The 11,663-nt window shown below is 68.7% G+C and carries 13 protein-coding genes; 8 read left to right on the top strand and 5 right to left on the bottom strand.

All coding sequences use genetic code 11. The annotated features are described in order from the left end of the window. From G3N61_RS35335 to G3N61_RS35345, 3 genes are all read left to right on the top strand, one after another. A partial coding sequence (locus G3N61_RS35335) for an ATP-binding cassette domain-containing protein (RefSeq protein WP_205824677.1) occupies nt 1–458 on the top strand: 458 nt, incomplete at its 5' end. Further along, nucleotides 455–1,219: an ABC transporter ATP-binding protein gene (locus tag G3N61_RS35340; protein ID WP_043178306.1), complete on the top strand. Its 765-nt coding sequence runs from the start codon at nt 455–457 to the stop codon at nt 1,217–1,219. The genes G3N61_RS35335 and G3N61_RS35340, both read left to right, overlap by 4 nt. 97 nt (nt 1,220–1,316) lie before the next feature. After that, the gene (locus G3N61_RS35345; RefSeq protein ID WP_205824678.1) at nt 1,317–1,763 is read left to right on the top strand and encodes a hypothetical protein; all 447 of its coding nucleotides are present in this window, start codon (nt 1,317–1,319) and stop codon (nt 1,761–1,763) included. 37 nt (nt 1,764–1,800) lie between these two features. Here G3N61_RS35345 and G3N61_RS35350 read toward each other — a convergent pair whose 3' ends face one another. After that, nucleotides 1,801–3,222 (bottom strand): sensor histidine kinase, encoded by a 1,422-nt coding sequence (locus G3N61_RS35350; RefSeq protein WP_205824679.1) that lies wholly within the window; start codon nt 3,220–3,222, stop codon nt 1,801–1,803. Beyond that, nucleotides 3,209–3,874 (bottom strand): response regulator transcription factor, encoded by a 666-nt coding sequence (locus tag G3N61_RS35355; RefSeq protein WP_011356119.1) that lies wholly within the window; start codon nt 3,872–3,874, stop codon nt 3,209–3,211. The genes G3N61_RS35350 and G3N61_RS35355 overlap by 14 nt, the downstream gene beginning before the upstream one ends. Before the next feature lie 235 nt (nt 3,875–4,109). On the opposite strand from G3N61_RS35355, the gene G3N61_RS35360 reads away from it, so the two are divergent. Together G3N61_RS35360 and G3N61_RS35365 are read left to right on the top strand one after the other, a co-directional pair. Then, nucleotides 4,110–5,126, top strand: a complete 1,017-nt coding sequence (locus G3N61_RS35360; RefSeq protein WP_205824680.1) for an ABC transporter substrate-binding protein — start codon at nt 4,110–4,112, stop codon at nt 5,124–5,126. A 133-nt stretch (nt 5,127–5,259) separates the two neighbouring features. Further along, nucleotides 5,260–6,570 carry an MFS transporter gene (locus tag G3N61_RS35365; RefSeq protein ID WP_043178300.1) on the top strand — a complete coding sequence of 437 codons (1,311 nt, stop codon included), beginning with the start codon at nt 5,260–5,262 and terminating at the stop codon, nt 6,568–6,570. A 12-nt stretch (nt 6,571–6,582) separates the two neighbouring features. Here the strand turns inward: G3N61_RS35365 and G3N61_RS35370 are convergent, their stop codons facing one another. Next, nucleotides 6,583–7,257, bottom strand: coding sequence for a hypothetical protein (locus G3N61_RS35370; protein ID WP_205824681.1), 675 nt, complete (start codon nt 7,255–7,257; stop codon nt 6,583–6,585). 222 nt (nt 7,258–7,479) lie between these two features. Here G3N61_RS35370 and G3N61_RS35375 point away from each other — a divergent pair, with 222 nt between their 5' ends. After that, entirely contained in the window at nt 7,480–7,671 is a 192-nt protein-coding gene (locus tag G3N61_RS35375) for a hypothetical protein (protein WP_230624098.1), read from the top strand. Nucleotides 7,672–7,753: 82 nt separating this feature from the next. Here the strand turns inward: G3N61_RS35375 and G3N61_RS35380 are convergent, their stop codons facing one another. Next, a complete protein-coding gene (locus G3N61_RS35380) occupies nt 7,754–9,538 on the bottom strand; it encodes a sensor histidine kinase (protein WP_205824682.1) in 1,785 nt (594 codons plus the stop codon). Then, a complete protein-coding gene (locus G3N61_RS35385) occupies nt 9,535–10,179 on the bottom strand; it encodes a response regulator transcription factor (RefSeq protein ID WP_043178295.1) in 645 nt (214 codons plus the stop codon). Before G3N61_RS35385 ends, G3N61_RS35380 begins: the two co-directional genes overlap by 4 nt. 322 nt (nt 10,180–10,501) lie before the next feature. On the opposite strand from G3N61_RS35385, the gene G3N61_RS35390 reads away from it, so the two are divergent. Continuing rightward, a complete protein-coding gene (locus tag G3N61_RS35390) occupies nt 10,502–10,954 on the top strand; it encodes a hypothetical protein (RefSeq protein WP_043178294.1) in 453 nt (150 codons plus the stop codon). Nucleotides 10,955–11,056: 102 nt separating this feature from the next. Next, on the top strand, nt 11,057–11,663 hold a 607-nt coding region (locus tag G3N61_RS35395), incomplete at its 3' end, for a VTT domain-containing protein (protein WP_205824683.1).

The following is an 11,663-nucleotide window of genomic DNA, read 5'->3' on the forward strand; positions in this document are numbered from 1 at the left end:
CCGCGGCGGTGCGGCGCGAGGAGGCCGCGCTGCGCGACGAGGCGCGCGCGATCGTCGCCGGGTTTGGCGAACGGCTCACGCCGCGCATCGATCATCCGGCGCACAGCCTGTCGTATGCGAACCGGCGGCGCGTGGAGATCGGCCGCGCGCTCGCGCTGCATCCGCGCCTGCTGTTGCTCGACGAACCGACGGCCGGGATGAACGAGACGGAGACGGCCGAGATGCTGCAACTGATCCAGTCGCTGAAGGCGCGCGGCCTGACGATCCTGTTGATCGAGCACAAGCTCGAACTCGTGATGCGCGTGTCCGACCGCGCGATGGTGCTCGACAACGGCGTGAAGATCGCCGAAGGCGCGCCGCGTGACGTGCGGCACGATCCGCGCGTGATCGAGGCGTACCTCGGCCGCCGCCATGCGGGCGGCGCGCCGGCCGAACGCGCGGCACAGGCGGCCGCATGACCGCACTTTCTTCCGGACCCGATACGACCATGACCGACGCGCTGCTGAAACTCGAACACCTCGATACGTTCTACGGGCCGGTGCAGGTGCATTTCGACGTGAACTTCGAAGTCGGGCGCGGGCAGATCGTCAGCCTGCTCGGCGGCAACGCGAGCGGCAAGTCGACGACGATGAAGCTGATTCTCGGGCTGATGCGGCCGCGTCGCGGCGTCGTGCGCTTCGACGGCGACGACGTGACGGCGCTCGCGACGCCGCAGCGCGTGCGGCGCGGGATCGCGGCCGTGCCCGAGGCGCGGCGGCTGTTCGGCGACATGAGCGTGCGCGAGAACCTGCTGATGGGCGCGTACACGCGTGGCGACCGCACGGCGGTGGCGGAAGACTACGAACGCGTGCTCGACCTGTTTCCGCGTGTGCGCGAGCGGTTGACGCAGCGCGCGGGCACGCTGTCGGGCGGCGAGCAGCAGATGCTCGCGATGGCGCGCGCGCTGATGGCGCGGCCGAAGCTGATCTGCATGGACGAGCCGACGATGGGGCTGTCGCCGCTCTACGTCGACAAGGTGCTGGAGCTGATCGACGCGATCAACCGGCAGGGCGTGACCGTGTTCATGGTCGAGCAGAACGCGAGCCTCGCGCTGGAGATCGCGCATTACGGGTACGTGCTGCAGACGGGGCGCGTCGTGCTCGAAGGGCCCGCGAAGGCGCTGCTCGACGACGAGCGCGTGCGCGATGCGTATCTCGGCGGGGAGGCGGTGGCGGCGTGAGCGGGCGGGGTGGGCGTGGCAAAAAATTGCGATGCACGCCGGATTGTCAGGTAGATTGACGCTCAGTCGCCATTACCGCCACCGGGAGCGCCGCGCCATGTTGACCTATTCCGTTCAGAAAGTCGGCTACGCATTCGATCAGCTGGATCCGCAGGGTGCGACGGATTACGCGTCGTTCACGCAAGCGTTCGACGCGTTCCCGTGGGCGGTGCAGCATGCCGAATGGGACGACACGCAGGAAGGCCCGTTGCCGGCCCTCGTGCTGCAGCATGCCGACGATCAGCGGGAATTGTGGGTGACCGCGCTGAGCGACGCGCAGGCGGACGGCTTCCAGCTGAATGCGGTCTCCATGCGGATGAAGAAGGGGTTTTTCGGGATCGGCAAGGGAAAGCTGGAGCAGCATGTCGACACGATCGACGTCGATACGCGCGCGGACGTCGATACGTTGTGCCGGCTGTTCTGCGATCGTCAGTACGACGAGCTGGACCGGCTGGTCGCGCGGCATGCGGAGCGCAACCGCGTCGACGACGACAGCGACGATTGAGCGCCTGCCGTACATGAGCCGGTGCGGAATCGCCGGCTCATGGTTGCGCCGCGCCGCCGCCCGCCGCGCGCGGAAACGTCAGCACCACCGCGAACCCGCCCGCATCGGGAAACGCAAACCCGATGCGCCCGCCATGCGCCTTCATCACTTCCTGCACGATCGCGAGCCCGAGGCCTGACCCGGTGCGCCGCTCGCTGCCGTCTGGCGCGATCCGCACGAACGGCTGCAGCGCCGCGTCCCAATGTTCGCGCGGAATCCCGCGGCCGTTGTCGGTGACGGTCAGCGTCACCGCATCGCCGGTGTCGCCTTGCGTCGCGACCGAGACGACGATGTCGTCCGCATGCCCATGCAGCAGCGCGTTGTGCAGCACGTTCGAGAGCGCTTCCTGCAGGCTGATCGCATCGCCGTCGATCCAGGCGAGCGGCGTGTCGCTCGCGAACGCGACGGCGACGTCGCGCTCGCCCGCGAGCGGAATCGTGCGGCCGAGCACGTCCTTCGCGAGCGCGACGAGTTCGACGGGTTGCAGCGGTACGGCTTCGGTGCGATGAATCACCATCGCGTGATTGAGCAACTGGCCGGTGAGCCGCCCGACATCCGAGCAGGTCGCGCGCAGCGCGTCGAGCCGCGCCGCGTGACGCGCGGGATCGGCTTCGCCGTCGAGCAGCTCGATCTGCGCGTCGAGTCGCGCGAGCGGCGTGCGCATCTGGTGCGCGGCATCGGCGATGAAGCGCTGCATCGCGTTGATCCGCTCCGCGAGGCGGTGCATCAGCCCGTTGATCGACCCGATGATCGCGTCGATCTCGCTCGGCGTGTCGACGGCCACCGGCCGCAGGTCGGCCGGGTCGCGCGCGGCGATGATCGTGCCGATTTGCGCGAGCGGGCGCAGGCCGCGCCGGATCGCGAGGCCGCTTGCGCCGATCGCGAGCACGCTCATCAGCAGGATCAGCGTCCACACCTTGAAACTCATGTCGTTCGTGAGTTGCTGGCGCGCGTTGGTGGTTTGCGCCACCGTCACGAGCGCCCAGCCCGGCGTGCTTTCCTCGGGCATGTAGCGCGCGATGGTCGCGGTGCGGATCCGGTGTCCCTGGTACATGCCGTTCGCGAACGCGGGGCCCTGTTTCGCGGCGGCGAGGGTCGCGGGGCTCGCGAGATCGTTGTAGCCGGCCACGACGATGCCGCGCGAATCGACCACCTTGTAGTAGACGAGGTCGTAGCGCGACAGCGTCGACAGCGCGGCCACCGGCGGATTCAGCGCGAGCACGCCGCCCTGAACGTAGAGGTTTTCCGCGACCTGGATCGATGCGCCCGCAAGCAACTGGTCGTACGCGCGGTCGGCTGCGACGCCCGCGTAGTAGCGCGCGATCGCCGCGAGCGCGAGCGCGCCGGTCGCGACGACGAGCGCGATGAACAGCAGCGTGCGCCCGAACAGCGTCTTCGGGAACCAGTCAGTGCGCCGCAATCTGATACCCCATCCCGCGCGCGGTGCGAATCTCGACCGAGCTGCCCTGCAGCTTCTTGCGCACGCGGGTCACGTACTGCTCGACCGCGTTCGCGGTCGGCTCGTTGCCGAAGCTGAACAGCTGGTTCAGCAGTTCGTCCTTTGAGAAGATCCGCTGCGGCCGGCTCGCGAGGATTTCGAGCAGTGCGAACTCCTGGCGCGACAGCGACAGCGGCTGGCCGTCGAGTTCCGCGAGGCGGCTGCTGCGATCGATCACGAGGCCGCCGAGCGTCAGCACGTCGTTCGCATGGCCGCTGTTGCGGCGCAGGAGCGCCTGCACGCGCGCATCGAGCTCGCGGTAGTCGAACGGCTTCACCAGGTAGTCGTCGGCGCCGAGGCCGAGGCCGCTCACGCGGTCGTCGATCGCCGAGCGCGCGGTGACGAGCAGCACGGGCGTCGTGCTGCCCGACGCGCGCAGGTGGCGCAGCACCGTGAAGCCGTCCATGCCCGGCAGGTTCGCGTCGAGCACGACGAGGTCGAAGCGTTCGACGCGCAGCAGCCCGTTCGCGGTCGCGCCGTCGGTTTCGAGATCGACGGCATGGCCGAGCCGCGCGAGGCGGTTGCGGATCGCCGCGCCGATTTCGGCGTCGTCCTCCACGACGAGAATGCGCATGGTGCCGTTTCGCAGGTGGGTGGGTTAGGGGTTTTCCCGGGGCCGGGATGTCAGCATTTTCTCAGACTCGCTCGATAACCTGTGTCGAGCCGGATGCAGCAAGCAAGGACGGCATTAATACCAGAAATATTCAAGGAGACGGCAACATGCAGCATGTCACGGGCGCGACGCACGCGCGGCGCCGCACGGCGGCCTTCGCGTGGCCCTTTGCCGTCCGTTGCACGGCGGTGCCTGCATGACGACGTCGCAACGCCGTCGTGCATTGATCGCCGCCGGGCTCGGCGCGCTGGCCGCGCCGTCGCTCGTGCGTGCGAAGCCGCGCACGGTACGGATTTCCAAAGGCTATGGCGTGCTGTACCTGCCGCTGCTCGTGATGGAGAAGCAGCGGTTGTTCGAGCGGCATGCGGCGCGCCACGGCGTGCGTGATGTCGCGGTCGACTGGGTGCTGCTCGATGGCGGCAATTCCGTCAACGACGCGATGATGGCCGGCACGCTCGATTTCGCGGGCGCCGGCGCACCGGGTTTCATCGAGCTGTGGGCGAGGGCGCGCGGCATTCCGAACGTCGAGGTGATCGGCATCAGCGGGCTGTCGACCACGTCGCTGTCGCTGAACACGAACCGGCCGGGCCTCGTGTCGCTGCGCGACTTCACGCCGTCCGACCGGATCGCGGTGCCGGGCATCCGCACGTCGCTGTCGGCGGTGGTGCTGCAGATGGTCGCGAGCCGGCAGCTTGGCCCGAAGCATTTCGCGCAGCTCGATTCGATCACCGTGAGCCTGCCGCATCCGCAGGCGATGCAGGCGCTGATTCGCCGCGAGAACGGCGTCACCGCGCATTTCACGTCGCCGCCGTTCTCGACGCTCGAGCTGCGGCAGCCGGGCATCCACCGCGTCGTGAATTCGGTCGATGTGCTGGGCCCGCTGACGCACGATGTCGTATTCGCGCCGAAGCGGCTCGTCGATACGGAGCCCGCGCTCGCCGTCGCGTTTCTCGGCGCGCTCGACGAAGCGAACCACCTGATCGCGCGGGATCCGCGCGCGGCGGCCGCGCTCTATGCGGCATCGTCGGGCGTCGGCGTGTCGCACGACGACGTGATGCAAATGCTCGCCGCGCCCGACACGCGCTTCTCGGTGCTGCCGAACCAGCTGATGGACTACGTCGAATTCCTGTACCTGGCCGGCACGATCAAGGCGAAGCCGCGTGCGTGGCACGAGATGTTCGCACCGATGCTCGACGTCTACCGGTCGGGCTGAGATCGCCGCGCCCTTTCATCGAAACACCCCGCGCCCGCGCGATCGTCGCGCGCGGTGCCGACTCAACCCCGATCGAACCCCGATCCAACCGGTACGTAACCGCTATGCAACCGATTCACGCAAGGAGCCCGAAGTGAACGCCACCGACACCCTGGACCCCGCGTCCGCCGAAGAACAGCGCATCATGTCGAAGATGGCGCGGCGCCTGCTGCCCATCCTCGTCGTGATGTTCCTGATCGCGTTCATCGACCGGCAGAACGTCGGCTTCGCGAAGCTGCAGATGGTGCACAGCCTCGGCATGACGGAAGCCGCGTTCGGGCTCGCATCGTCGCTGTTCTTCATCGGCTACCTGCTGTTCGAGGTGCCGAGCACGCTCGCGCTGCATCGCTACGGCGCGCGCGTGTGGCTCGCGCGGATCATGCTGACGTGGGGGCTCATCACGGTGCTGATGGGCTTCACGACGTCGATGCCCGCGTTCTGCACGCTGCGCTTCGTGCTCGGCATCGCCGAAGCCGGTTTCTATCCGGGCGTGATCTACTACCTGACGCTGTGGTTTCCGCAAAGCTATCGCGCGAAGGTGCTCGGCATCTTCACGCTCGGCAGCGCGCTCGCGAACATGCTCGGCTCGCTGGTCGGCGGCGTGTTGCTGAGCCTGAACGGCGTGTGGGGGCTCGCGGGCTGGCAGTGGGTGTTCGTGGCGACGGGCATCCCGGCGGTGATCGTCGCGGTCGTCGTGTTCCGCGTGCTGCCCGCCTCGGTGCGCGATGCACGTTTCCTCGACGACCGCGAGAAGCAGATCGTCGAGGCCGCGCTCGAACGCGAGAAGCCCGCTCAGGCCGAGCATGGGCAGCCGTGGAAGGCGCTGCTCGATCCGCGCGTGATGCTGTTCGCGGCGACCTACATGCTGATGTCGACATCGCTGTACGGCGTCACGTACTGGCTGCCGACGCTCGTGAAGTCGTTCGGCGTGTCGAGCACCACGAACGGTTTCCTGAGCATGCTGCCGTGGGCGCTCGCGGTGCTGCTGCTGCTGTGGCTGCCGGCGAAACTGCGCCGCGCGAAGAGCATCCTGCGCACGATCGCGATCGTCGCGGCGCTGGGCGCGCTCGGCTTCCTGCTGAGCCTCGTGCTGCCGTCGACGCCGCTGCGCTTCATCGCGCTGGTGCTCGGCGGCGCGTGCATCCCGCTGCTGTATCCGTGCTTCTGGTCGATGCCGCCGCGCTACTTCACCGGCGCGCGGGCGGCGGCGAGCGTCGCGGCGATCAACTCGATCGGCAACCTCGGCGGCTTCTTCAGCCAGAACCTGATGCCGTTTGCCGGCAAGGTGACGGGCACCGCGTTCGGGCCGATGATCGTGCCGATCGTGTGTCTCGCGCTGCTCGGGATCGGCGCGCTGGTCGCGTGGACGCGGTCGGAGCGGGGGATGGTGGCGGCACGGGCGTGACGGCGCGCGGCCTCATCGGATCGTCAACTGGTCCCCGACGAACGAGAAGTTGGCCGAGGCGTGCGTGTTCGACAGCAGGTACTTGAGCGCGTCGATGTCCGGCGCGGTCGTCGTGAAGCGCCTGTCGCCGTCGAAGATGAAGTCCCACGTGATGATGTGGTTGGTGTCGGGATCGGCCACGTGGATCTCCTTCAGCGACGCGAGCGGATACGCGCGCTCGTGCCAGTCGAACAGGTGCCGGACGTAGAGGTGATCCGGCGTGACGATCTCGTAGCGCCGCAGGAACGGTATCGCGACGAGGAACAGCACGGCGGTCGTGACCAGCCCCCGGCGTGCTGCGCGCCACACGACGGCCCGCGATGCGCGACCGCGCGGCTTGGTGCGGTAGTGCCGGTAGGCGGACGGCACGATCAGCCACGCGGCGAACCACCACGCGATCGCGATGAATCCGAGCGGCATGGTCATGAACGGCACCGAACAGGCGGCGATGAAGGTCGTCGGAAAGTCGAGGAACCGTGCGGTCGACACGAACCCGAGCGCGATGTAGCTGCCGGCCGGATGCGGGATGAACACGGCCGTCGTCAGGGCCTGCAGCGCGAGCAGGATGGGCCAGCACAGTAGCGATACGGCCAGCCAGCCGGCCACGACCGCGCAGAAGGAGAGTACGTAGCTGCGGAGGGTTTTCATTGTGATGGCGGCGCGAGGTCGGAGCGGTCGGCGCGAGAGGGATGCGGGACGTTGACAAATTGTAGCGTTGTCCCGAAGCAGGTCATGCGGGCAATGTTGCCACGGGCCGGCTGGCGGCCGAGCAGAACCATGCAGTGCATGCGTCGCGTTCAGCAGGCTGACACTTTGCGCATCCTGCCGATGCGTTACGATGCGTCGCAGGTATGGCGTATGGAGCTGGCAATGAAAACGACGACCATGAATATGTTGTGCGATGGCATTTCACGTCGACGCATGCAGCGCGAGTTTGTCGCGTGTGGCCTGGCATCGCGTGACGAGGCGCGGCGGACCGGTGAGTACATCGATGCCGCGCACGTCCTTGCAGAACTCGAGCGCATGCTGGAAGCGGCACGCGCGACAAAGGCCGTCGATTAAGTCGGCTGACCAGGCTCATACTTTACCGGGCTGGCAGCGATTGCCACTGTTCGGCACCACCTGCGCCACTGCCTTCGCCCACCTATCCGCGCGTCGCCCCATCCCCGCCATGCGCGACCGTCACCTGCGCATGCGACATCGGAATCTCCACCTCGACCGTCGTCCCCTCGCCAAGCGTCGTTGCGATCCGCAGCGTGCCGCCGACGAGATACGCGCGCTCGCGCAACCCGACCAGCCCGAACGATCCCGACTTGCGCGGCACGCCGGGATCGAACCCCGCGCCGTCGTCGCGAATCGTCAGCGCGATCGCATCGTTCGCATGCACGAGTTCGACGCTCGCATGCGACGCGGCCGCGTGTCGCGCGACGTTCGCGAGCGCTTCCTGCGCGATGCGGAACACCGTGGTCGCGTAAGGCTCATCGAGCTGCAGTTCGGGCGGGTCGACATGCAGCGCGCATTCGATGCCGTGACGGTGCCGGAAGTCTTCCACGAGCCATTGCATGGCCGCGGCGAAGCCGAGATCGTCGAGCATCAGCGGGCGCAGGTCCGACGCGATGCGGCGCGTCGCGGCCACCGCGCCGCGCGCCAGCGCGTGCATCGCGGCGATCTTGCGCGCCAGCAGCGCATCGTCCTGCGGCACGCGGTCGATCAGCCATTCGAGGTCGTTCTTCAGCGTCGCGAGCGTCTGCGCGAGTTCGTCGTGCAGCTCGCGTGCGATGCGGCGCTGCTCGGCTTCGCGTGCGCTCGCGCTGATCGCGGCGATCTCGCGCAGCTCCTCGCGCGACGCCTGCAGCGCGCGCTCCGCACGCACGCGATCCTCGACTTCGCGCCGCAGGTCGCGGTTCGATGCACTCAGTTGCGCGGTGCGCGCGGCGACGCGCTGTTCGAGCCGTTCGTTCGCGTCGTTCAACTGCGCGCTCTTCTGCACGACGAGCAGGTGCTGGTAGCGCGCGCCGGCCAGCGCGCGCACCGTCTGCGCATGCAGCCGGCCGTTCTCGAACAGCATCGCGAACAGCACGACGCCGGACGCGACGAGGCCGTACGCGCGCCCCGCGTAGAAGCCGAGGTCGTAGCGCCCGTGATTCAGCATCGACGACAGCGCGATGTCGAACAGCCATGCGACCAGCACCGTCATCACCCACAGATCGAGCACGGAATGGCGCCGCCGCCGCTGCCACATCAGCATCAGCGCCACCAGGTTCAGCCCCCAGACGATCGTGATCGCGTTCGTCATCGTCGCGGCCATCCGGTTGCCGTTCATGATGCGCGGCAGCAGGTCGTGGCCGGCCGTCGCGAGCAGCGCGAGCACGGCCGTCGCGCCGATCGCGGCCGCGATGCACAGCACCACGGGAATCGCCGCGCGGCGCTGCGGGGCCGGGATCGGGCCGGCCGCACGCGATGTCGCGCGCAGCAGCGCATACGCGGCGACCGCCAGCGGAAAGCCACCGTGCCAGAACAGGTACAGCCACGCGGTGGTCTGGTCGCCGGCGCCGAGCAGGCCGGTCGGCGCGAACAGCCCGGGAAAGGTCAGCATGTGGGTGCCGGCCATGAAGCCCGTGAACAGGTAGCCGCCCGCGAGCACGAGCAGCGGTTTCTCGCGCAGGATCGCGTACTGGCCGAGCAGCAGGCCGGCCGTCACCATGTCGTTGACGACGATCGCCGACTGGTACACCGGGATGAACGCCCAGCCCGGTGCAAGCGGTCTGCTCGCGAACGGCGCAAGCGCGGCGAAGATCACGGCGGACACGAGCACGGTCGCGAGCGCGAGCCGCCGTTCGCGCCGGCCCGGCGGCAGCGACGACATGAACAGGCGCGACGCGTCCGGGGTGTCGTCGTCCGGGGGCGGGACGCGGAGGGCGGCGGTCATGCGTCGCCGCCGGGGTCGAGGTCGTGGCGCACCGCGTAGCGGATCAGCGCGGCTTCGTGCGGCAGCTCCATCTTCTCGAGGATCCGTGTCTTGTACGTGCTGACCGTCTTCGCGCTCAGCGCGAGTTCGGTCGCGATCTGCGTGACGGTCTGGCCCGCGACGATGCGGCGCATCACGTCGAGCTCGCGCGCGGACAGCCGTTCGTGCGGCAGCGCCGCGGCCGGCGCGCGCAGCGTCAGCGCGAGGCTTTCGGCCGCCGACGGGCTCACGTAGACGCCGCCCGCCGCGACCTTGCCGACCGCCTCGACGAGCTCGGCGGTCGCGCTGTCCTTCGTCAGGTAGCCGGTGGCGCCGGCCTTGAACGCGCGCGCCGCGTACTGCGCTTCCGCGTGCATCGTCAGCACGAGCGTGCGCAGCGACGGCGCGTGGCGCTTCACCAGCTGGATCAGCTCGATGCCGGTCGGCGCGGGCATCGACAGGTCGAGCAGCAGCACGTCGGCGGCGCCGCGCTCGACCAGCGCAAGCGTGGCCGAGCCGTCGCTCGCCTCGCCGACGATTTCGAAACCGCCGGCCGTTTCCAGGATGTGACGCAGTCCGTCCCGCATGACTGCGTGATCGTCAGCCAGAATTACCCTGATCATCTAGCGATCCTCTTCGGGATGACGCCGCGCACCGTTGTCCGGTGGTCGCCGCGGCTGTTCTTCCGATCAATATATTCCGCCGAATCCGAAAACGGTACACATCCGGGAAATTTTCGAGATAGTCGACCGCGGAATGTGTACTGAAACGAAATAATCCCAGGGAAAAGGTACGCGGCGAAGCGGGTGTGGATCAGGGTATTCCCTGATGAGTGTGGCAACCGGGACAGAACGGCGCGACGTGTCGCGAGCCGCCCCGCGAACCGCCCCGATTCGGGACTAAACTGGTGCCCGATGCCACGACAACCGCCCGAGGAGCCCCCCGATGATCGATCTTGCCGATATCCTGCCGTCCGCACTGCCCGCCGCCGTTGCATGGGCCGAAGCGGAGGCGGCGCGCGGGATCGCGCAGGGCGCACCGCTGACGCCCGTGCAGGCCGACGACGCGCGCACCGTCGGCGTCGCGCAGCCCGAGCAGATCCGCGTGGTGATCGTCGACCGCATGCCGTTCCCCGAGATGCCTTCTCTGGCCGCGATCGCCCGCGACACGGGGCTGCTGTCGCCGGGCACGATCGGGCTCACGCTTGGTCATGCGGTGTACGTGCTGCGCGGACAGGACACGCGCCGCCTGCTGACCCACGAATTCCGCCATGTGCATCAGTACGAGGCCGCCGGATCGATCGGCGCGTTTCTCGCGCGCTATCTGCAGGAGATCGCGACGGTCGGCTATCACGACGCGCCGCTCGAGGCGGACGCGCGGCAGCACGAGTTCGACTGACCCGTCACGACGGCGCGACCGCGCGCAACGCCCGATGAACGTTCCCCCTGCCATCGCCGGCCCGGTGTTCGCACACCGGGCTGCCCCGCCGTGGAGCGTGCGATGAGCGACACGATCCACGCGTGGATCGGTGCGATCGGCGCGCATCCGCTGCTCGTGCTCGCGATCGTGTTCGTGACGGCCTGCGCCGAGGCGATCGCGCTGATCGGCACGGTCGTGCCGGCCGGCGCCGTGATGTTCGCGGCCGGTGCGCTGATCGGCGCGGGCGCGCTCGACGGCTGGACGACCATCGGTGTCGCGGCGGTCGGCGCCGTGGTCGGCGACGGGATCAGCTACGAACTCGGGCGGCACTATCGCGGGGTGATTCGCAACGCGTGGGCACGCTTCGGCTATGCGGCCGCCTATTCGCGCGGCGAGGAGTTCGTGCTGCGTCATGGCATGAAGAGCATCGTGCTCGCGCGCTTTCTTGCGCCGGTGCGCGCGGTCGTGCCGGTCGTCGTCGGCTGCGCGACGCTGCCGCGCCGGTCGTTCTATCCGGTCAACGTCGTCTCGGCGCTCATCTGGGCGCCCGTGCACGTCGCGCCGGGCATCCTGTTCGGGGCGTCGGCCGCGCTGGCCGCGGCGATCAGCGTGCGGGTCGCCGTGATCCTCCTGGTCGTCGCGGCGCTGGTCGCGCTCGTGTGGATCGGCGTGCGCGTCGCGCTGCGGC

The organism is Burkholderia sp. Ac-20349, assembly GCF_017104865.1.
Lineage (GTDB): Bacteria > Pseudomonadota > Gammaproteobacteria > Burkholderiales > Burkholderiaceae > Burkholderia > Burkholderia aenigmatica.